Genomic DNA, 21,755 nt, shown 5'->3' with positions numbered 1-21,755 from the left:
CGGCTCTCTTTTTCATGCCTGGATCAAACGCTACACACCGGGTGCTTCAGCAGCCGGTGCCGAGGCGGCAGGCTGGCTGAGGTCAAGAGGCAGCGGGAAGAAGCGCTCGACCAGTCGCTGACCATCGACCCCGAGCCTGCTGGCGTACTGCTCGCGGGTAAAGGGCAGCCCCGTGCGCATTTCATACAGCGCACGCCCCGCCGCAGGCGCCGGGACTTCCTTGAGCTGAACCCGAACGAACCGGTATTGGGAGCCGACGACCTCATGAATGCCCTGGACCTGAAAATAATGCCCTGGAGTAAACAGCGATTCGGCCTCTTCATCCTCGATCGAAAAAGGCGCAATGGGCGTGGCCCCCAGATGCTGACCGGCCGGTAGTTCGAAAACGATCGAGGTGTCATCGAAGGTGATCTGGCCGCTGAAGCCATACGAAGGAGCCCCCGCCTGGCTGCTGGCGAAGGAGCGTGTCACGTAAGGGTTTTCGCTGAACGAGGTGAAATCGGTATTGACCAGCACGTCGCCGGCCTTGATATGCCCATTGCGAAAAGTCATCCCCGATGTACCCCGCACACCACTGCCACCGCGATACAGGTTGACGCGGTTATCCAGCCCGATCAGGTTCAGGTCTTCCAGCAGTTCTTCGATCATCTCCACCTGATTGGTGATACCCGCCACGCCAGTGCGCAGATAGTCGTTGATCGCATGTTCGTTCTCCGTGTAACGCGTCACCCGGCCGCCGACATAACGCCCTGTAGCACTGCGAAATACCCGGTATTCGTTGTTCCAGGCATCGACCAGTACCTCATCGCCCTCAGTATCACGCTCGATTTCATCGCCAGGCTGCTGCTCGCGAATGTCGATGGCGGCTTTCTGTCGATCCAAGGCCAGCATGGAGAGGGTCTCTTCCTCATCCAGATTGAACTGCATGTAGAGGTCCCAGAACTGCGATTGCACAGTCGAGAGTTCGAGAGCACTTGCCTGGCTGGTCGACGGCGCACCGGGGTTGATCGGCTCCATGCCACCGCTAAGGCGCAGCCCTGGCAAGCGTTGCCACTGGCCTTGCTCGTTCAGGCGCACAGGCGTGATGTCGAAAAAGGCGAACGGATTTTCAGGGTCGATGACTATCCAGGCGTTGAGCCGGGCGCTGAACCGCACCCGTTGCGGCGTATCGTCCAGCATGATCCAGGTTTCACCCGCCGCGTCGCGTTCGATGCCCTGCAGCGGTATTTCACCGGACAACAGCCGTTCATGACTCAAGGGCTGCATGGCAATCCATTGCGGATCCTGCTCCACAACTACCGCCCCCTCTGCTGCGGGTACTTCGGCCACGCTCACCCTGACCCCCGCTGCCGCATCCGCCAGCAAGGGCAGGTTGAACAGCACGAAGATCGAGTTCAGCACCGCGCCCACCAGCCCGGCCTGGCGCTGCCGGGCATTTTTGCCATGCAAGGCCTGATCGATATTCAACCCGACATTGGCCACTCCTGCCCCGACCATCACCAGTGCCAACGGCCAGCCGGCAACGGCCAGCGGCCCGATGATCCGGGTGAAGGCACTCAGGTAGCCGATCCAGATCTGCTTGCGCAGGTCGGCATTGGAGGTCAGGGCACGCGCCACTTCCTGCATCTCCTCCTCGGCGCGGGCGCGCAAGTGCGCAAAGACATCACCGGTAAGCGGCCGGTCATTGCGATTGAAAAGCCCGGCAACCACAGGGTCGATGAGATTGAGGTCAGCCATGAACGGGCGGTCGCGAAGCTGATCCAGCACGCTGCTCAATGACGCCTGCAACTCCTGGGTGGCCTGCGGCGCGAACACAAACAGCGCCTCGAAACGCTGGCGGCGATGTTCGTCGTGCAACTGGTCGCGCACCCATTCATGCAACTGCCGCTCAGTCTCGAAAACGTGAAACACCCGTTTCAACCCAGGGGTGTACAAAATCTGCCGGCCACCGGCATCGACCATCCGGATGATCAAGCTCGACTCGTGCCCGCCAATATCAAAACTGCGGATACTCAGGCCCTGCCGGGCCACCGGCTGAGAGGCAGCGACCGTGTTGTCGCTCTGGCCGAGCAGAAGCACCAGCCGTTGCAGATCAGCCACGGGCAATCCGCTCTTGCTCGCCGCCAGGCCTGCGGCGGCGAGCAAGCGGGCTTTGGCCAGCTCAGTAAAGGTTGCTCCATGGACGCGCCAGAACTGATTGACGCGCTGCTGGAACAGCCCGGCAAAATCCAGCGCCCAGAACTTTTGCAGTACCTGGCGCGCCAGCATGGGGACTTCATTGCGCTCATCGTACCGGCCGTGCTGTGGCCCGTCGGTGTAGAAGCCACTGTACAGATCCAGCTCATCGCTGGCGCTCTGGTCATGGGCATTGAAGCGATGCATGACCAGTTCGACCAGGGTCATCGACTCAACAGGCGCGCCGGCATGTTCCCAGCCGGTATAGCTGCGCGAGCTACTGGCCGCGCCGTCAAAACGATGCCACCAGACCTTGTCCGGGTTCAGCTTCTTGCCTGAGAGTTCATGAATCAGGCTACGGGCGCTCGCCCAGGCCATCGCGTGCACGTCGGGGAAGTCGGAAATGAACTGCAGCGCCTTTTCGCGCAACAGCACTTCTTGCGAGATGTAACGGTGCTGATCCACACCGGCCGAGAAATCGTGGGTTGAATGTGACATGGCAATGTTCCTGTTATAGAAAGCCATGCACGTAAGCAAACCGGGAATCCTTCAGGGCGTTAATTATTTACCAAGCTGGCGCGAAAAGCCCCTTCCTTCAGGTGGGGGATGAAAGCGCCACCGCGAAGCGGTCATAGGGGTTAAGATCCATAAAACCGCCCTATCCTGTGTTTCATGACTGAAATGAAAGCGACCAAAACCCTCAAGATTCGAGTGCGAGACAAGCATGCAGCGCAGCTGCGTGAAGCTTCTCGTGCCGTGAATTTTGTGTGGAACTACGTAAACGAGTTGAGCCGTCGCTCGATTCGTGAGCGTGGTCGTTTTCTGTCGGCGTTCGACATTCACAAGTACACCAACGGGGCCGGCAAAGACCTGGGACTGCACAGCCAATCGGTGCAGGCTGTTGCCGACGAATATGTCACACGGCGCAAGCAGTTCAAAAAGCGCCAGCTACGCTGGCGCTGCTCGGGCGGCGCTCGGCGCAGCCTGGGCTGGGTGCCCTTCAAGGTCGGCGCTGCTGTCTGGAAAAACGGCCAGGTCGTCTTCAACAGACAGCACTTCAAGGTCTGGGACAGCTACGGCCTGGCGGGCTTTAAATTCAGATCCGGCAGCTTCAACGAGGACAGCCGTGGACGCTGGTATTTCAACGTCGTGGTCGAGGTCGACCGCCAGTTATCGCCAGGCCAGGACGCGGTGGGTATCGACCTCGGACTGAAAACCACGGTCACCTGCAGCGACGGTGATCGCCTTGAAAGCGGCAGGTTCTACCGGGATCTGGAGAGCGCCCTGGGCACGGCCCAGCGCGCCGACAAGAAAGCCCGTGTGCGGGCGATTCACGCCAAAATTGCGAACCGCCGCAAGGATGTCCTGCATAAGTTCAGCAACGCGCTGGTAGCGCGTTGTGGCGTCATTGTGGTGGGCGATGTGAACTCACTGAAACTCGCGAAAACCAGGATGGCCAAGTCGGTGCTGGACGCCGGCTGGGGGCAATTGAAAACCATGCTGGAATACAAATGCGATCACGCAGGCACGGTTTTCAAGGTTGTTAGCGAGAGAAACACCACCCAAACCTGTTCGAGCTGCAAGCAATTGCCGGACTCGAGGCCCAGAGGTATCGCAGGGCTTGGAATAAGGGAATGGACTTGTTGTGGGTGCGGTGCCACCCACGACCGCGACGTCAACGCCGCAAAGAACATTCTCGCGCTCGGGCATGAGCGTCCAGTTGTGGGAATCCCCGCCCTTTAGGACGGGGAGGATGTCAACTACAGGCCATTTCCCATTCGATATACAGACAAGCCTTTGACAGCCATGTAATTCAACAGGTTAAATCGGTTGGCACGCTGACTGCATAAGTGAGTTTTGCTACGCAAGAAGCGCCTTAATTCTTACCCTCATGGAGTACTGCCCTTGGATGCCGCAACCATCAACAGCCTGTTCCTGATCGGCGCGGTGTTGGTCGGCGCAAGCATTCTGGTCAGCTCGCTGTCGTCCCGCCTGGGCATCCCGATCCTGGTCATTATCCTCGCCGTGGGCATGGTCGCCGGGGTCGACGGCGGCGGGATCATCTTCAACAACTACGCCGCCGCCTACCTGATCGGTAACCTGGCGTTGGCAGTCATCCTCCTCGACGGCGGCCTGCGCACCCGGGTTTCGAGCTTTCGGGTTGCACTCTGGCCGGCCTTGTCGCTGGCCACGGTCGGGGTACTGATCACTACGGCACTGACCGGTATGGTCGCCGCCTGGCTGTTTGACCTGAACATCATGCAGGGCCTGCTGATCGGCGCCATCGTTGGCTCTACCGACGCTGCTGCGGTGTTCTCGCTGCTTGGCGGCAAGGGCCTGAACGAACGGGTGACCGCCACCCTGGAAATCGAATCGGGCAGCAACGACCCGATGGCGGTGTTTCTCACTGTAACCCTGATCGGCATGCTTGCCAGCGGCCAGACCGGGCTGCATTGGGGCCTGCTCGGTCATCTGATTCAGGAATTCGGCATTGGCAGCCTGATGGGCCTGGGTGGCGGCTGGCTGATGCTGCAACTGGTCAACCGCATCAACCTGGCCGCCGGCCTGTATCCGATTCTGGTCATTGCCGGGGGCATGGCGATCTTTGCCCTGACCAACGCCATCCATGGCAGCGGCTTCCTGGCCATTTACCTGTTTGGCCTGGTATTGGGCAACCGCCCGGTGCGCAGCCGCCACGGTATCCTGCACATGCTTGACGGCATGGCCTGGCTGGCACAGATCGGTATGTTTCTGGTGCTTGGCCTGCTGGTCACCCCGCATGACCTGCTGCCCATCGCCCTGCCGGCCCTGGGCCTGGCGCTGTGGATGATCCTGGTGGCCCGGCCGCTGTCGGTGCTGGTCGGCCTGCTACCCTTCAAGGCCTTCCATGGCCGGGAAAAGGCCTTTATCGCCTGGGTCGGCCTGCGCGGCGCGGTGCCGATCATTCTGGCCGTATTCCCGCTGATGGCCGGGCTGCCCAACGCCCAACTGTATTTCAACCTCGCGTTCTTCATCGTGCTGGTCTCGCTGCTGCTGCAAGGCACCAGCCTGCCGTGGATGGCCAAACTTCTCAAAGTCACGGTGCCGCCGGATCCTGCGCCGATTTCCCGCTCGGCCCTGGAAGTCCACGTCACCAGCGAGTGGGAGTTGTTCGTCTACCGTCTGGGCGCAGAAAAATGGTGCATCGGCGCCGCCCTGCGCGAGCTGAAAATGCCTGAAGGCACACGGATTGCGGCGCTGTTTCGCGGCCAGCAACTGCTCCATCCATCCGGCAGTACCACCCTGGAAGTCGATGACCTGTTGTGTGTGATCGGTCACGAACACAACTTGCCGGCGCTGGGCAAGCTGTTCAGCCAGGCGCCGCAACGTGGCCAGGACCTGCGCTTCTTCGGTGACTTCGTACTCGAAGGCGATGCACAACTGGGCGCGGTCGCTGCGCTGTACGGCCTGAAACTGGACGGCCTGGACCCGAACATGCCGCTGTGGCAGTTCATCGTGCAGAAAAACCGCGGCCCGGTGATCGTCGGCGACCAGATCGAATGGAACGGCACCCTGTGGACCGCTGCCGTCATGGACGGCGACCGGCTGCTGAAAGTCGGAGTCAAGTTCCCCGAAGGCACCCGTCCCGGTCCTGCGCTGTTTCTCTGATAGGCGATAGGCAGTGCTCCCGTGCGCGGGGGCATTGCTTTACACTGCGCGCCTGTCCGTTTTTGCAAGTGATCGGTGTCTATGTTTTCCTTGCGCGCCTTCCTGGCGGCCGCCCTGCTCGGCCTGTGCCTTAGCCATTCCTTTACGGCCCTGGCCGCCGACCCGCCCAACCGCGACAGCGTCCAGCAAAGCCTGGACAAGATCGCCGAGCGCAAGCTGCCTGACGCCGACCAGAAAGCCCTGCAGCAGGTGCTGGAACAGACCCTGGCGCTGCTCGACGCGCAAGACGACAGCCAGCAGAAGCTGGCGGCGCTCAAGCAGCAACTGGACAAAGCACCCAAGCAGGTTATCGACAATCAGCGTGAACTCGAACGCCTCAAAGCCAGTAAGGTGGTGCCGATTGCCCAGCGCTACGCCAATCTGGATGTGCCGCAACTGGAGCAGTTGCTCAGCGAGCGCAGTACCCAGCAAAGTGACCTGCAAAAGGCTCTGAACGACGCCAACAGCCTGATCCTCACCGCCCAGACCCGTCCCGAGCGCGCTCAGGCAGAGATCAGCCACAACCAGACCCGCACGCAGCAGCTCAATACCCTGCTCAAAAACGGCAAGGAAGGCGGCAAGCCGCTCAGCGGCGATCAGCGCAACCTGTATAACGCCGAGATCGCTTCGCTCAATGCGCTCAGCCAGTTGCGCCGCCAGGAACTGGCCGGCAACAGCCAGTTGCAGGACCTGGGCAACAGTCAACATGACCTGCTGGCCGAAAAGGTGCAGCGCCAGGATCAGGAAATCCAGGACCTGCAGACCCTGATCAACGACAAGCGCCGCGCCCAGTCGCAAAAGACCGTCGAAGAACTGGCCGCCGAAGCGCAGAAGGCCGGTGGCAGCAGCCTGCTGGCCAGCGAAAGCGCCGCCAACCTCAAGCTCTCTGACTACCTGCTGCGCGGCACCGAGCGGCTCAACGAGCTGACCCAGCGCAACCTGCAGACCAAACAGCAACTGGACAATCTGACCCAGACCGACCAGGCCCTGGATGAGCAGATCAATGTCCTGAGCGGCAGCCTGTTGCTGTCGAAGATCCTCTACAAACAAAAGCAGTCCCTGCCGCACCTGCAGGTGGACAAGAACCTGGCCGATGAAATCGCCGATATCCGCCTGTATCAGTTCGAGGTCAACCAGCAGCGTGAACAAATCAGCACGCCGCTGGCCTATGTCGAGAAACTGCTCGCCAGCCAGCCGTCAGAACAGGTCACGCCGGCCTTGCGCCGTACCCTGATGGACCTGGCAGTGACCCGCAGCGATCTGCTTGAACGCCTGAACCGGCTGCTGGCCGCCATGCTCAACGAGTCGATCAACCTGCAGCTCAACCAGAAGCAGTTGATCAGCACCGGCACCAGCCTGCGCGCCACTCTCGATGAGCAGATGTTCTGGATCCCCAGCAACAAGCCGCTGGACCTGGAATGGTTCCAGAGCATCGGGCCGCGCCTGACCAAGCAGGTGTCGACACTGCCGTGGGCGTCCAGCGTCAGCGAACTGTCCGACGGCCTTACCCAGCGCCCCTGGTTGTTTCTGCCGCTGCTGTTGCTGATCGGCGCACTGATCTGGAAACGCAAGGCGCTGTACGACAAGCTCGGCTATCTGCACGCCGATATCGGTCACTTTCGCCGCGACAACCAATGGAAAACCCCGGCGGCCCTGCTGATCAACATTCTCCTGGCCCTGCCGGTCGCACTGACCCTGATGCTGTGTGGTTATGCCCTGCAAATCGATGCACGCGGCCAGAACGCCAGCCTGGGTCTGGCCTTGCAGGAGATCGGCATCACCTGGCTGATGTTCTATACCGCCTACCGGGTACTGGCGCCTGACGGCGTGGCGCAACTGCATTTTCGCTGGGAGCCTTCCCAGGTCGAGTTCCTGCGCGGCTGGGTACGCCGGCTGGGCCTGGTGGTACTGGCGTTGGTCGCGGTGGTGGCAGTGGCCGAACACCAGCCAGCCGCCTTGGCCGATGACGTGCTGGGGATTGGCGTGGTGCTCAGTTGCTACGCACTGATGACCCTGCTGCTGGGCCGCCTGCTGCTGGCCAGCCCCACCCACCACAATGCCTCGCTGTTTCGCAAGACCCTGGGCCTGGCGTTTACCGTCCTGCCGGCGGCGCTGTTCGTGGCGGTGTGCTTCGGTTACTACTACACCGCCCTGAAACTCACAGACCGGCTGATCGACACCCTGTACCTGCTGTTGCTCTGGCTGGTGGTGGAAGCGGCGTTCATTCGCGGCCTGAACGTCGCGGCGCGGCGCCTGGCCTATCAGCGCGCCATGGCCAAACGTCAGGCGGCGCGGGACAACGGCGACAGTGATGTGCCGATCGAAGAGCCAAAGCTGGACATCGAGCAGGTCAACCAGCAGTCGCTGCGGTTGATCCGCCTGGCGCTGATGGCCGCGTTTATTGGCGCGATGTACTGGGTCTGGGCCGACCTGATCACGGTCTTCGCCTATCTGGATAACGTGACCCTGTACGAATACACCAGCGGTACCGGCGCCAACATGAGCATGGTGCCAATCAGCCTCGGCGACATGCTCGGCGCACTGGTGATCGTCACCATCACCTTTGTGCTGGCACGCAACCTGCCGGGCCTGCTCGAAGTGTTCGTGCTGTCACGCCTGGATCTGGCCCAGGGCAGCGCCTACGCCACCACCACCTTGTTGTCGTACACCATCGCCGGGGTGGGGTTCGTCACCACGCTGTCGACGCTGGGGGTCAGTTGGGACAAGTTACAGTGGCTGGTCGCTGCGCTGTCGGTCGGCTTGGGTTTCGGTATGCAGGAGATTTTCGCCAACTTTATCTCCGGCATCATGATCCTGTTCGAGCGCCCGGTGCGGATCGGCGACACCATCACCATCGGCAACCTGTCGGGCACGGTAAGCAAGATCCGGATCCGCGCCACGACCATTACCGATTTTGACCGCAAGGACATCATTGTCCCGAACAAGACCTTCATCACTGGCCAGTTGATCAACTGGTCGCTGACCGACACCATCACTCGGGTGACGCTGAAAGTCGGGGTCGACTATGGCTCGGATCTGGACCTGGTGCGCACCTTGCTGTTGCAGGCGGCACGTGAGAATCCACGGGTGCTCAAGGAACCCGAGCCGATCGTGTTCTTCCTGAACTTTGGTGAAAGCACGCTGGATCATGAGTTGCGCATGCATGTGCGTGATCTGGGCGACCGTAACCCGGTGCTCGATGAGATCAACCGCTTTATCAATCGTGAGTTCAAGCGGCAGAAGATCAATATCTCGTTCCGGCAGATGGAGGTCTATCTGAAGAATACTCATGGCGGGGAGCTGAAGCTGGTGCCGGTCAATCCGCATGAGGGTACGGCTAGTGAGGTGGCTCCGGTCAGTCTGGAGAAGCTGCCAAAGGATGATGATCCGCAGCTGCCTGAAGCCAAACGCTGACAACCCCGTAGGAGCGGCTTTAGCCGCGAACGGCTGGACTTGCTGTGTATATTATTGCCGCGGTTGTCTGGACTGCGGGTTTCGCCCCGACGGGCGACCTACTTTGGTTATGCCCAAAGTAGGTATTGCTCCTGGCTTGGGTCCGCCCTGCGGGCGAACTCAGGGCTGCCGAGAGGCAAGCAAATAATCTCATCCCCTCACAACTTGAACGTATCGACAATCGCATGCAGGCGCCCTGCTTCGGCGTCCAGCCGGGCGCAGGCTTGCAGGGTGTCGTCGAGGTTGGCGGCGCTTTGCTGGTTGAGCTGGTTGATCTCGTGTACGTCGCGGTTCAACTGGTCAACGGCGGTGGATTGCTCTTCCGTGGCCGCCGCCACGCTGAGGTTCATGTCGTCGATTTCGCCGATCCGCAGCACCACTGCTTGCAGGCTGGCGCCGGCCTGACTGGCCACGTTGGCGCTGCGCTGGCCGATTTCGTGGCTGGTCAGCATGGTTTGCGCAGCCTGGGTCGCGCCTTGTTGCAGCGCTTCGATGACACCGCGGATTTCTTCGGTCGCGGTCTGGGTATGGTGGGCCAGGCTGCGCACTTCGTCGGCGACCACCGCAAAACCACGGCCGGCCTCGCCGGCCCGGGCAGCCTCGATCGCAGCGTTGAGGGCCAGCAGGTTGGTCTTGCCGGAAATCGTCGAAATCACCTCCAGCACCGTACCGATATTGGCGCTGCGTTCGTTGAGTTCTTCGATCTGCGTCCGGGTCAGGGCAATGTTGTCCTGCAGGCTGCGCATGGCGCGCACGGTGTCGTCCACCAGGGCGCAACTGGTCTGGACCTGCTGGCGCGCTGCCGACGCCTCGCGCGAGGCTGCCGAGGCGCTGCCGGCAATGTTCTGCGCCGTGGCGCCCAGTTCCTCGATGGCCGCCGCTACGCTGGTGGTGTAACCGGCCTGGCTGCGGGCCTTGGCCACCGACGAATTGGACGCCCCCAGCACGCTGCCGGTGGCTTGTTTCAGGGCATTGGCACTGGCAGCCACGTCGCTGATCGAGGCATGCAGGCGATCGACGAAGCGGTTGAAACCTGACGCCAACTGGCCGAATTCATCGTGCGAGACAATGGCCAGGCGGCGGGTCAGGTCGGCCTCGCCCTCGGCCACATCGTCCATGGCATGACCAATCTGACGCAGCGGCCTCATCAGCAACCGCAAGGCCAGGCCCAGCAGTATCAGGCTGATCAGCACCGCAATGACCGTGGCGATGATCGCCGAGTTGCGAAAGGCGCTGAGGCTGGCCAGCGCGGCCGGTTTATCGAGGGCGATGCCAACGTACCAGTCCTGCGAAGCCAGCCCCTTGATGGGCACGAACAAGCTGAGCTTTTCACCATCGGCGCTACTGACTTCAGTCAGTTGGTCGCTCAGCGGAGGCGCCTGGCCCAGAAACAGGTCAGTGAGCGTTTTGCCGATCAAGGTCTTGTCGGGGTGCACCAGGATCTTGCCCTGGCGGTTGACCAGAAACGCATAGCCATTGCCTTCGAAGTCTTGTGAGTTGAGGGTTTTGGCAATGTTCTCGATGCTCAGGTTGACGCCCAGCACACCCAGCACCTGCTGGCCGGCCCGGATCGGCACCGCCTGGCTGATGATCCGGTAATCGATCCCGACACCTACATAAGGCTCGGTCATCACTGCGCCGTGCTCAAGCGCATCCTTGTACCAGGGGCGTTGTCGGCTGTCGTAGTCGGCGGGCATCTCGCGGGGTGGGTAGATCAGGAATGCACCCGCAGCAGTGCCGACATAACTGGCCACGAAGTGGTCCATCAATACCGGGCTGCGCAGCACTTCGAGCAGGCCGGCCGGCGAAGGATCACGCTCGAGAAACTCGGCGACGCCCTTGATCAGCATCATCCGGCCGTCCAGCCAGCTCTGGATGTCATGGGCCATGGAGCCGGCCAGGTTGCGGGTGCCGCTTTCAATGCGTTGCAGGCTGTCGTCACGCAAGCGCACATCATTGACGGCGCAAAAGGCTGCAAACACCAACATGATCACCAGCGAGGCGATCAGGATAATCTTTTGGCTAAACCTGAGACGTTTCATCACGCTCGCTCCTGGGTTATCAGATAGCTCCACCTGCTGGCAGAGCGTTGGGCACCTCTGAAAACGACCTGCGTTGCCATCGCAGCGTTTTTAGAGGCGCCCCGTTGAAGCCGCGCCGCAACCTGTTACCAGAGTGGCAGCGTGTAGCTGAGGATCAGGCGGGTCTCGTCCAGGTCATTGCCGAAGTTGGAACGCACCGTGGCATTGCGCACCTTGAAGCCGAGGTTTTTCAGCGAGCCGCTCTGGATCACATAGCCGATGTCGGTGTTGCGCTCCCATTCCTTGCCGCTGTTGCTGCCTGCCACCCGCACGTTGTCGCCGCTGACATAGCGGCTCATGAAGGTCAGGCCGGGAACGCCCAACGCGGCGAAGTTGTAGTCGTAACGCAGCTGCCAGGAGCGTTCTTCAATATTGGCAAAGTCATTGATCTGGACGAAGTTGACCAGGTACGGATCACTGTTGGCGATGTACGGAAACGGATCATCACCTGACATACGCTGGTAGCCGGCGGTCAATACGTGACTGCCCACTGTGTAAGCGACCAAACCGTTGGCCGCCCGGTTATCCAGCGCCCGAAAGTTGCCATCCTCGGTACTTTTTGCATACCGCAGATCAAACTTCAGCGACTGCTGTGCAGCCAGGGGAACTTCATAGATCACCCCCCCGTAGTACTGGCGATAAATATCCTCCAGATTGCCATAGTGCAGGCTGGCACTCAGCGTCTTGCTGAAACTGTAAGTGGCGCCGGCAAAGTTAAAGGCATCGCTGCTGCCGCCCACCCGGTTACCGCTGAAGTCCTGATAGTTCGAAGAACTGTTGAACTTGATCTGAGTCAGTTGGCCGCCTTGCAGGGTCAACTTGTCGATGTCTTTGGAGGTCAGCATGGCACCTTCGAAGGTGGCCGGCAGCAAGCGGGTGTCGTTGCTCGACACCACCGGGCTGCGAAACGCCAGCGAGCCGACCTTGAGCACCGTTTCGGAGATTCTGGCCTTGGCGGTCAGCCCCAGCTTGGCGTATTCGTCCTGCGAGCCACGGCCATTGCGTGAACTCAGGTCGGCCGGCAACAGGCCACTGCCGCCGGTGCCGTCGCCGCCATCGAGCTTGATACCCAGCATACCCATGGCATCGAGGCCAAAGCCGACAGTGCCAGCGGTATAACCCGACTCCAGCCGCAGGATCGCCCCTTGCGCCCATTCGGCCGCCGGGTCGCGCTGGGCGGTCGGCGGGCCGTTGCGAAAGTCGCGGTTGAAGTAGAAGTTGCGCAGTTCAACACTGGCCTTGCTATCGGCGATAAAGTCTGCCGAGGCATTCAATGGCAACAGGGAAACGCAGGCGCAAGTAAGCACCAGACTCTTATTGATCGACATCACGTCATGCTCCTGATAATGGCAGCGTCAATTGAAGAAGTTTGTTTTTATGGTTATTGCGACAACTCTGACTACTTTCATGCAGCCGCACGCAGCAGCCGGGCGGCGATCCGCTTTAGCTGCGATAGCTTCTTTGCGAACACAGCGCTCATCAAACAAGATTACGAATAATTGTTTTATAAGGAACAACCCGTAGGAGTGGCTTTAGCCGCGAAGGCTTCGCGGCTAAAGCCGCTCCTACACCAGCCATTTACCGGCTAGTTCATTGCGATGCGCCCGATCACCGACTTGGCATCGATATAACGACCCGGTTGTTCACTCACCTCAAGTACGCCGGCACAGGGTGCCAAGACTGAAGTTTCCATTTTCATCGCTTCCATGACCGCGATGACCTGCCCGGCTTCGACGGCAGTGCCGTTCTCGACCACCCAGGCATGCAGGTTACCTGCAACCGGCGCGAGTACCGCACGTGGATCAACGGCTTGCTGAACGACCTCATCCTGGCTGGCACTGCCCGCCGCATTGACGCTCACCCCGCGCAACAGCGCGGCGGGCAAGCCCAGATCATGGCGCTTGCCGTCGATTTCGATGAAGGTGCGCACCACCCCTGCATCGGCGCCAGCCGCCGGCCGCGGGGCGATGCTGATCTGGCTGGCGAAGTCTGTTTCAATCCAGCGGGTATGCACCGCAAAGGTCTGCGGCGCGGTGAAGTCATGGTGATCCATGACCGCCTGATGGAACGGCAGCACAGTGGCCACACCCTCCACCTTGAACTCGGCCAGGGCACGCCGGGCGCGCTGGATGGCTTGTTCACGGGTCGCACCGGTAACGATCAGCTTGGCAATCATCGAGTCGAAATTCGGCGACACCCGCGAGCCTTCGCCAACCCCCGTGTCGAGACGTACCCCCGGCCCCGATGGCGCCTGGAAGCGCTCGATGGCGCCCGGCGTCGGCAGGAAACCGTTACCGGCGTCCTCGGCGTTGATCCGAAACTCGAAGCTGTGCCCGCGCGGCGTTGGCGTGCCTTCGAACGACAGCGGCAGGCCATCGGCAACCCGCAACTGCTCGATGACCAGATCGATACCGCTGGTTTCTTCCGTAACCGGATGCTCCACCTGCAAGCGAGTGTTGACCTCCAGGAACGACAGGGTGCCGTCGGCGCTGAGCAGAAACTCCACGGTGCCAGCACCGACATAGCCGGCCTCGGCACAAATGCGCTGCGCCGAATCGTGAATGCGCTGACGCAGCCCGGCATCCAGATAAGGCGCCGGCGCTTCTTCGATCAGTTTCTGGTTGCGCCGCTGCAGCGAGCAATCGCGGGTGCCGACCACCACCACACGGCCATGCCGGTCAGCAATGATCTGCGCCTCGATGTGCCGCGGACGATCCAGGAAACGCTCGACGAAGCACTCACCGCGACCGAACGCCGCCGTGGCTTCACGCACCGCCGACTCGTACAGTTCACGCACCTCTTCAAGCTGCCAGGCGACTTTCAGACCACGACCACCGCCGCCGAACGCCGCCTTGATGGCGATCGGCAGACCGTGCTGCTCGGCGAAGGCGACCACCTCACTGGCGTCAGCCACCGGGTTCTCGGTACCGGCCACCAGTGGCGCGCCGACTCTCAGGGCAATCCGGCGGGCCTCGACTTTGTCGCCCAACGCGTCGATGGTCGCAGGGTACGGGCCGATCCAGGTCAGGCCAGCGTCGATCACGGCGCGAGCGAAGTCCGCCCGTTCCGACAGGAAGCCATAGCCCGGGTGAACGGCATCGGCACCGGCGCGGGCGGCAATCGCCAGCAGCTTGTCGATGCACAGGTAGGTGTCGGTGGAGCGTTCACCTTCCAGGGCATAAGCCTCATCGGCCAGGCGCACATGCAAGGCATCAATATCGGCGTCGGCGTACACCGCCACCGAAGCGACACCGTAATCACGGCAGGCACGGGCAATGCGGACGGCGATTTCGCCACGGTTGGCAATCAGGACCTTTTTCATTTGTTCCGGGTCTCGTCTGAAGTAGCAGGAAGCACGTGTTCGAAAGCGCCCAGCGGGTTGAAGCGAATACGGGCATTGACCGGGATCTGGCCAGCCAGGTCCAGGTGGTAGGTGGCGACCGCGCCGATCACCGGGTAGCCGCCGGTCAGCGGATGGTCAGCGAGAAACAACACCGGCTGGCCACTGGGCGGGACCTGAATGGCGCCGACTGTGGTGCCCTCACTGGGCAGCTCGCCGCCCACCGCCCGTTCCAGGGTCTGCTCGCCGGCCAGGCGAATGCCGATGCGGTTCGACTGCGGCGTGACCTGCCAGGTTTGTTCGGCCAGCAGTTCCAGCGCGGCCGGGGTGAACCAGTCGCTGCGTGGCCCCATGACCACATCCAGGGTGATGAGCTGGTCACGGCGCGGCATGGCGAAGGCCGGTTGCTCGTCCAGCGACACCGCCAGACCACCCGGCGTGCGCTCGAAGCCCAGCCGATCGCCAGCCGCCAGCGCTGCCGGCCCGACATGCGCCAGGGTATCGGTAGACAGGCTGCCAAGTACCGGTGTCACGCTGAAGCCGCCCCGGATGGCCAGGTAGTTGCGCAAGCCGGCACTGGGCGAGCCGATGCTGACCTGATCGCCGTCCTGCAAGGCAAAGGGCTTGTAGAGCGCCGGGCGCAACAACTGGCCGTCGGCGCTGCGCAGCTCGACCTCGACCTCGGCCCCGGTTATCGCAACCAACGCCTGGCCATGGCAGGTGAAGTTCAGGCCGCCCATGAGGATTTCCAGGCAAGCCGTGGATGGCTCGTTGCCGACCGCACGGTTGGCCGCGCGCAGCGCACCGCGATCCATGGCGCCGGAGGCGGAAACACCCTCGCCGGCCCGGCCGGGTCGGCCAAGATCCTGCAGCAGGGTCTGCAGACCCGGCGTAACAATTTCCAGGCAATCGCCACTGACCGCCGCCGCAGGCTGACGCTCGGCCACAGCGACCGACACACGTTCCGGCGGCAAGGGACCAGCGTCGCAGAAACGCACCCGGTAACCCGGTTTGAGCAGCGACGGTTCATCGCGCTGCAGGTCCCACATTTTCAGGCCGGTAACGCCGATGATCTGCCAGCCGCCCGGGCTGGCTTGCGGGTAGATACCGCTGAAGCCGCCGGCCAGCGCCACGGCACCGGCCGGAATGCGGGTACGCGGCGTGCTGCGGCGCGGCACCACAAAACCCGCGCCACCGCTCAGGTAGGCAAACCCTGGCGCAAACCCGCAGAAGGCCACGTTGTAATCGTTGCCGGTATGGCGCTGGATGACTTCTTCGACACTGATCCCCAGTTCTGCAGCGACATCGGCCAGGTCTTCACCGTTGTAATGCACCGGGATCTCGACCAGCCGCCCGGCCTGGCGCGCCGGGCCGTGAATATCGCGCGAGGCGATCTGCGCGGCCAGTACCTCGCTGCGGATGCTGCCGGGACGAAATTGCACCAGCAGGGTCCGGGCAGCCGGGACGATTTCCGTTACCCCTGCGATCGGCTGCTGCTGCAGCGAATCGAACAGGGCAAGGGTCTCGTCCAGGTTTGCCAATTCAACCAGGATCGCATCCAGGTTGACCGGATAGAAACGCATGAGCCTCTCCTATACGTGGTAATGGCTGTCAGGCACATCGGTGATAAACATATGGCCTGGCGCGTGGGTAATGGCAAAGGGTACGCGAGATGCCATGACCACGGCTTGCGGCGTCACACCACAGGCCCAGAATACCGGGATCTCACCGGGCCGGATCGACACCGCATCGCCGAAATCCGGTTGTGAAACGTCTTCGATACCCAGCAGGGCCGGCTCGCCCACATGCACCGGCGCGCCGTGTACCGCAGGGTAGCGAGCGGTGATCTTCGCCGCTTCCGCCACCCGGCTGGCCGGGATCGGGCGCATCGACACGACCATTTCGCCTTGCAGGCGACCGGCTGGCCGACACTGGCGGTTGGTACGATACATCGGCACGTTGCAGCCTTCGCTGATGTGGCGTACGTCGATACCGGCTTCGAGCAGGTCGGTCTCGAAGGTAAAACTGCAACCGATCAGGAAGCTCACCAGGTCGGTGTGCTGTGCCCACAACTCGGTGGCATCGGGCAACTCCTGAACCAGGCGGCCATCGCGCCAGACCCGGTACAGCGGCAGGTCGGTACGCAGGTCAGCCTGCTCGGCCAGCACGGTGCTGTAGCTACCCGGCTCGGTCACGTCGAGGATCGGGCAGGCCTGCGGGTTGCGTTGGGCGAACAGCAGAAAATCATAAGCCCATTCGCGCGGCAGCGAGATCATGTTGGCCTGGGTCAGGCCCGGCGCCTGGCCTGCGGTGGGTGCGATCTCTCCGGCACGGTAGCGGGCACGGGCGGCGACGGCAGACTGACGGGCTTGTTGCAATGCGTTCATGATGATTGGCCTTGGCTGAATGCACGAATGGTCACGCCCGCATGCTGCAGGCAGTCTTTGAGCGTACGGGCGATTGTCAGCGCATCGTGACTGTCACCGTGAACACAGATCGAATCGGCCTGCAGGGCGATGGTGCTGCCATCCTCGGCCTCGATGACACCTTCGTTGACCAGGCGCAGCATGCGCTGGGCGATCAGTTCGGCATCATGCAGCACGGCACCGGGCCTGGCGCGTGACACCAGCGTACCCTCGGCGGTGTAGGCGCGGTCGGCAAAGGCCTCGGACACGCATGCCAGACCCGCTTGCTGCGCCCAGTTGAGCAGCGGCGAGTTGGCCAGGCACACCAGCTTGAGCGCCGGATCGAGGCGCACCAGCGCATCGATGACTGCCGACGCCTGGCGCCGGTCATGAGCAATGGTGTTGTACAGCGCGCCATGAGGTTTCACGTAGCTCACCTGTGCGCCGACACTGCGCGCCAACCCTTGCAGCGCGCCGATCTGGTAGATCACATCGGCGGTCAGCTCGGCCGAGGGCACATCCATGTTGCGCCGGCCGAAACCGACCAGGTCGGGATAGGCCACATGGGCACCGATGGCCACCCCCTTGTCAGCCGCAGCCTTGAGGGTCCGCAGAATGCCGGCCGGGTCACCGGCATGAAAACCACAGGCGACGTTGGCGCTGCTGACCACTTCAAGGATCGCAGCATCGTCGCCCATGCTCCAGGCTCCGAAGCTTTCACCCAGGTCACTGTTGAGATCGATCGCTCGCATTTTCTGTTCTCCGCTTGAATCAGGCCGCGCCGATGAAGGCAAAGATCGCCCGGGCCGACTTGAAGGCCATGAACCACGACAGCAGGCAGGTCAGCACACCCAGCACCAGCAACCAGCGTGGGTAGTGGTAGCCACCCATGAGGTCGGAACGGCGCCAGCCGACATACATGAAGATACTCAGGCCCAGCGGCAGGATCAGACCGTTGAAACCACCGGCGAACACCAGCAGCGCGGCTGGCGGCTTGCCCAGGATCATGTAGGCGATCAGGGCGATGATGATGAAACCGACGGTGGCCAGGTTACGGGCCCGCTCGGTGATCTTCTTGGAAAATACGGTGATGAACGACATCGAGGTGTAAGAGGCACCGATCATGCTGCTGATACCGGCAGCCCACAGCACCAGACCGAACATCATCATGCCGACCTGACCTGCGGCGGCACCGAAGGCCTGGCCTGCCGGGTTGGCGCCCTTGCCGGACACGTCGATGACCACGCCACTGGCCACGACACCCAGAATCGCCAGGAACAGCACGTAGCGGGCAATACCGGTCACCAGGATGCCGCTCAGGGCAGCCTTGGAGACCGCGTCGATGTTTTCCACACCCACGGTGCCACGGTCGAGCAGACGGTGCGCACCGGCATAGGTGATGTAGCCACCCACAGTGCCGCCCACAATGGTGGTGATTGAGGCAAAGTCGATGAAGTCAGGCCATACCGACTGGCGCAAAGCCTCACCCAGCGGCGGATGGGAAGCAAATGCCGCAAACAGGATCAGGGAAATCTTCAGCACGCCCAGCACGATCATGATCCGGTCCATCGCCACCCCGGCGCGATGCGACGAGAAGATCGCAATGGCCAGCAGCGCACTGCCCGCACCACCCCAGATGGGGTCAATGCCGGTCATGGCGTTCAGGCCCAGGCCGGCACCGGCCATGTTGCCCAGGCTGAACACCAGCCCGCCGAAAATCACCAGCACCGCCAGCACATAACCACTGCCGGGAATCGCGGCGTTGGCCAGGTCAGAAGCGCGCATGCGGGTCAGGGTAACGATCCGCCAGACGTTCAGTTGGACCACGAAGTCGATGAGGATCGAGGCCAGGATGCCGAACGCGAATGCGGCCCCGAGGGTCGCGGTGAAGGTGGCGGTCTGGGTCAGGAACCCCGGGCCGATGGCAGAGGTTGCCATCATGAACATCGCGGCGATCAGTGATGAGCGGCGCGCTTTGGAAAACTCACTAGCGGTCTGTGTCACGGCAGCATTCCTACGGTGGGAGTTGTTTTTCCCTGAGCAATGAGCATGCCAATGACCAGACAAACGGCCAACAATGTAGATATAGACGCGATTCTTTGTTGAACAATCCTTAGTGGATAGCCACATCAAATGCACCAGATTGTTACCCTTCAACTCAGCAATGCTACTTAATGAAGCACGTTGTGGCCTTGCTCCTTGCCAGTGCCTGAGCTCTCAGGGAATATCAGCGCAGCTTTTTCTATTCTGGATCCCTTATGAACCACGCCTCACCTCCACAGCCACGGACGCTTGGAGAATCCATCACCCAGGAAATGCGCAGAATGCTGGTCGAAGGCGAACTGGTCCCCGGTCAGCGCCTGTCGGAAGCCGCGCTGGCCGAGAGCCTGCAGATTTCGCGCAACACCCTGCGCGAAGCGTTCCGGGTGCTGACTCAAGAGGGCCTGCTCAAGCACGAGCCCAATCGTGGCGTGACCGTCGCGGTGCCCGACATGGCCTCGATCATCGACATCTACCGGGTGCGTCGTTTCATTGAATGCAAGGCCATTGCCCAAGGTTACCCACAGCACCCCGGTGCCCGGCACATGCGCGAGGCGGTCGAAGCCGGCATGCGCGCCCGTGAGGCCAAGGACTGGACGGCGGTCGGTACGGCCAACATGATGTTTCACCGGGCCATCGTCGAAATGGCCGACAGCCCGCGTCTGGTGACCTTCTACGGGCAGATTTCAGCCGAGCTGCGGCTGGCTTTCGGCCTGTTGAAAAACCCCGAATTTCTGCACTTCCCGTATGTCGATATGAATGCCGCGATTCTCGAACGTCTCGAAGCAGGCCAGGCCGAAGAGGCCACGCGGATGCTCGAAGCCTATCTGGTGCAGTCTGAACGCACCGTACTGGCAGCCTACGAGCGCAGCATGACCCGCTAGGGTAGCGCTGACTCCCCCACCCTTCGCTGGAGGCGACAGCCTGTGAAAGCCCTCGACGAACTCGACTTCGACAACCGCTTCGCCCGCCTGGGCGATGCGTTTTCCACTTCGGTGTTACCCGAGCCGATTGATGAACCGCGCCTGGTAGTCGCCAGCGACGCGGCCCTGGCACTGCTGGACCTCGACCCGGCCCAGGCCCATACGCCGCTGTTTTGCGAGGTGTTCAGCGGCCACAAACTATGGGCTGAGGCCGACCCGCGGGCGATGGTCTACTCCGGGCATCAGTTCGGCGGTTACACCCCACGCCTGGGCGATGGCCGCGGCCTGCTGCTGGGGGAAGTGCGTAATGACGCTGGGGAGCATTGGGACCTGCACCTCAAGGGCGCCGGGCAGACACCGTTCTCGCGGATGGGCGATGGCCGCGCGGTGCTGCGCTCATCGATCCGCGAGTTTCTGGCCAGCGAAGCCCTGCACGCCCTGGGCATCCCCAGCAGCCGTGCCGCCTGCGTGATTGGCTCCAGCACCCCGGTATGGCGCGAACGCAAGGAAAGCGCCGCCATGGTCCTGCGCCTGGCGCAAAGCCATGTGCGCTTTGGCAGCTTCGAATACCTGTACTACACCAAGCAGCCTGAACAGCTCAAAGAGCTCGGCGAATACGTGCTGGCCCAGCATTACCCGCATTGCCTGCACCAACCCGAGCCCTGGCTGGCGATGTTCTGCGAAATCGTCGAGCGCAGTGCCGAACTGATCGCCAAGTGGCAGGCCTACGGCTTCTGTCATGGGGTGATGAACACCGACAACATGTCAATCCTGGGCATCACCTTCGACTTCGGGCCATACGCCTTTCTCGATGACTTCGACCAGAATTTCATCTGCAACCATTCCGACCACGAAGGCCGCTACTCCTTCAGCAACCAGGTGCCCATCGCCCAGTGGAACCTCAGTGCGCTGGCCCAGGCGCTGACGCCGTTCATCAGTGTTGAAGCGCTGCGCGAGACCATCGGCCTGTTCCTGCCGTTGTACCAGGCGCACTACCTGGACCTGATGCGCCGCCGCCTGGGCCTGACCAGCGCCGAGGACGACGACGCCGAACTGATTGCCCAACTGCTGCAACTGATGCAAACCGGCGGCGTCGACTACCACCTGTTTTTCCGCCGCCTGGGCGACGCGCCAGCCGCTGACGCGCTGCGTACCCTGCGCGATGACTTCATTGACCTCAAGGGTTTCGATGCCTGGGGCGAACGCCTGCTGGCCCGTATCGCCCGCCAGGACGACGCCAGCCAGGCACAACGCCGCGAACGCATGCACGCGGTCAACCCGCTGTACGTGTTGCGCAATTACCTGGCGCAAAATGCGATCAGCGCCGCCGAGCAAGGCGACTACGAAGAAGTGCGGCGTTTACACCGGGTGTTGAGCGACCCGTTCAATGAACAGCCCGGCATGGCCGAATATGCCAAGCGACCACCGGATTGGGGCAAGCATCTGGAGATCAGCTGTTCTTCATAGCGGCGTTAGCCGCAATACTGTTCTGTTAAGCACCACAGCTCTCTGTGGGAGCGACCTTGGTCGCGAAAGGGCCAGGAAAGTCACAGCATCTGCTGGGAATGTGCCGCCGTTTTCGCGAGCAACCGGAACGCCGGCCGGCTGCTCCTACCGGGGGCATACAGTGCTTAGGTGAACAGTATTGGCT

Annotated in this window: 13 protein-coding genes; 5 read left to right on the top strand and 8 right to left on the bottom strand. The window is 61.9% G+C overall.

Features of this window, described 5'->3' with window-relative positions; translation table 11 throughout:
* Window positions 1-30: 30 nt before the first annotated feature.
* On the bottom strand, window positions 31-2,673 hold the full coding sequence (locus tag NJC40_RS08650) for a dermonecrotic toxin domain-containing protein (protein ID WP_253140293.1): 2,643 nt from the start codon (window positions 2,671-2,673) through the stop codon (window positions 31-33).
* 183 nt (window positions 2,674-2,856) lie between these two features.
* On the opposite strand from NJC40_RS08650, the gene NJC40_RS08645 reads away from it, so the two are divergent.
* The 3 genes from NJC40_RS08645 (at window position 2,857) to mscK (ending at window position 9,276) form a co-directional block, all read left to right on the top strand.
* Complete coding sequence (locus NJC40_RS08645; protein ID WP_253140292.1) at window positions 2,857-3,918, top strand: RNA-guided endonuclease InsQ/TnpB family protein; 1,062 nt, start codon at window positions 2,857-2,859, stop codon at window positions 3,916-3,918.
* Between the two features lie 162 nt (window positions 3,919-4,080).
* Window positions 4,081-5,823: a potassium/proton antiporter gene (locus tag NJC40_RS08640; protein WP_045486638.1), complete on the top strand. Its 1,743-nt coding sequence runs from the start codon at window positions 4,081-4,083 to the stop codon at window positions 5,821-5,823.
* Between the two features lie 81 nt (window positions 5,824-5,904).
* The gene (gene mscK / locus NJC40_RS08635; protein WP_253114731.1) at window positions 5,905-9,276 is read left to right on the top strand and encodes a mechanosensitive channel MscK; all 3,372 of its coding nucleotides are present in this window, start codon (window positions 5,905-5,907) and stop codon (window positions 9,274-9,276) included.
* 197 nt (window positions 9,277-9,473) lie between these two features.
* Here the strand turns inward: mscK and NJC40_RS08630 are convergent, their stop codons facing one another.
* The 7 genes from NJC40_RS08630 to NJC40_RS08600 form a co-directional block, all read right to left on the bottom strand.
* On the bottom strand, window positions 9,474-11,357 hold the full coding sequence (locus NJC40_RS08630) for a methyl-accepting chemotaxis protein (RefSeq protein WP_052483386.1): 1,884 nt from the start codon (window positions 11,355-11,357) through the stop codon (window positions 9,474-9,476).
* A 125-nt stretch (window positions 11,358-11,482) separates the two neighbouring features.
* Window positions 11,483-12,724: an OprD family porin gene (locus NJC40_RS08625; protein WP_045486630.1), complete on the bottom strand. Its 1,242-nt coding sequence runs from the start codon at window positions 12,722-12,724 to the stop codon at window positions 11,483-11,485.
* Window positions 12,725-12,981: 257 nt separating this feature from the next.
* Window positions 12,982-14,718 carry an acetyl/propionyl/methylcrotonyl-CoA carboxylase subunit alpha gene (locus NJC40_RS08620; protein ID WP_253140291.1) on the bottom strand — a complete coding sequence of 579 codons (1,737 nt, stop codon included), beginning with the start codon at window positions 14,716-14,718 and terminating at the stop codon, window positions 12,982-12,984.
* Window positions 14,715-16,319, bottom strand: a complete 1,605-nt coding sequence (locus NJC40_RS08615; protein WP_253140290.1) for a 5-oxoprolinase subunit B/C family protein — start codon at window positions 16,317-16,319, stop codon at window positions 14,715-14,717. The genes NJC40_RS08620 and NJC40_RS08615 overlap by 4 nt, the downstream gene beginning before the upstream one ends.
* A 9-nt stretch (window positions 16,320-16,328) precedes the next feature.
* Window positions 16,329-17,123: a putative hydro-lyase gene (locus tag NJC40_RS08610; protein WP_253140289.1), complete on the bottom strand. Its 795-nt coding sequence runs from the start codon at window positions 17,121-17,123 to the stop codon at window positions 16,329-16,331.
* A complete protein-coding gene (locus tag NJC40_RS08605; RefSeq protein ID WP_253140288.1) occupies window positions 17,120-17,893 on the bottom strand; it encodes a LamB/YcsF family protein in 774 nt (257 codons plus the stop codon). The genes NJC40_RS08610 and NJC40_RS08605 overlap by 4 nt, the downstream gene beginning before the upstream one ends.
* A gap of 19 nt (window positions 17,894-17,912) precedes the next feature.
* Complete coding sequence (locus tag NJC40_RS08600) at window positions 17,913-19,145, bottom strand: NRAMP family divalent metal transporter (protein WP_045486615.1); 1,233 nt, start codon at window positions 19,143-19,145, stop codon at window positions 17,913-17,915.
* Window positions 19,146-19,399: 254 nt separating this feature from the next.
* Here NJC40_RS08600 and NJC40_RS08595 point away from each other — a divergent pair, with 254 nt between their 5' ends.
* Window positions 19,400-20,065 carry a GntR family transcriptional regulator gene (locus tag NJC40_RS08595; protein ID WP_084709937.1) on the top strand — a complete coding sequence of 222 codons (666 nt, stop codon included), beginning with the start codon at window positions 19,400-19,402 and terminating at the stop codon, window positions 20,063-20,065.
* Window positions 20,066-20,107: 42 nt separating this feature from the next.
* On the top strand, window positions 20,108-21,571 hold the full coding sequence (selO, locus tag NJC40_RS08590) for a protein adenylyltransferase SelO (RefSeq protein ID WP_253140287.1): 1,464 nt from the start codon (window positions 20,108-20,110) through the stop codon (window positions 21,569-21,571).
* Window positions 21,572-21,755: the final 184 nt, after the last annotated feature.

The organism is Pseudomonas sp. 21LCFQ02 (genome assembly GCF_024129895.2).
Taxonomy (GTDB): Bacteria; Pseudomonadota; Gammaproteobacteria; order Pseudomonadales; family Pseudomonadaceae; genus Aquipseudomonas.
The sequence above is the reverse complement of the archived record's forward strand: the minus strand, read 5'-3'. Positions and strand labels throughout refer to the sequence as shown.

What these genes read in the sequence shown, in the direction of transcription:
- NJC40_RS08620 (WP_253140291.1), bottom strand. Translation starts at nt 14,718, where the DNA reads ATGAAAAAGGTCCTGATTGCCAACCGTGGCGAAATCGCCGTCCGCATT.
- NJC40_RS08595 (WP_084709937.1), top strand. Translation starts at nt 19,400, where the DNA reads ATGAACCACGCCTCACCTCCACAGCCACGGACGCTTGGAGAATCCATC.
- NJC40_RS08625 (WP_045486630.1), bottom strand. Translation starts at nt 12,724, where the DNA reads ATGTCGATCAATAAGAGTCTGGTGCTTACTTGCGCCTGCGTTTCCCTG.
- mscK (WP_253114731.1), top strand. Translation starts at nt 5,905, where the DNA reads ATGTTTTCCTTGCGCGCCTTCCTGGCGGCCGCCCTGCTCGGCCTGTGC.
- NJC40_RS08610 (WP_253140289.1), bottom strand. Translation starts at nt 17,123, where the DNA reads ATGAACGCATTGCAACAAGCCCGTCAGTCTGCCGTCGCCGCCCGTGCC.
- NJC40_RS08615 (WP_253140290.1), bottom strand. Translation starts at nt 16,319, where the DNA reads ATGCGTTTCTATCCGGTCAACCTGGATGCGATCCTGGTTGAATTGGCA.
- NJC40_RS08650 (WP_253140293.1), bottom strand. Translation starts at nt 2,673, where the DNA reads ATGTCACATTCAACCCACGATTTCTCGGCCGGTGTGGATCAGCACCGT.
- NJC40_RS08605 (WP_253140288.1), bottom strand. Translation starts at nt 17,893, where the DNA reads ATGCGAGCGATCGATCTCAACAGTGACCTGGGTGAAAGCTTCGGAGCC.
- NJC40_RS08645 (WP_253140292.1), top strand. Translation starts at nt 2,857, where the DNA reads ATGAAAGCGACCAAAACCCTCAAGATTCGAGTGCGAGACAAGCATGCA.
- NJC40_RS08630 (WP_052483386.1), bottom strand. Translation starts at nt 11,357, where the DNA reads ATGAAACGTCTCAGGTTTAGCCAAAAGATTATCCTGATCGCCTCGCTG.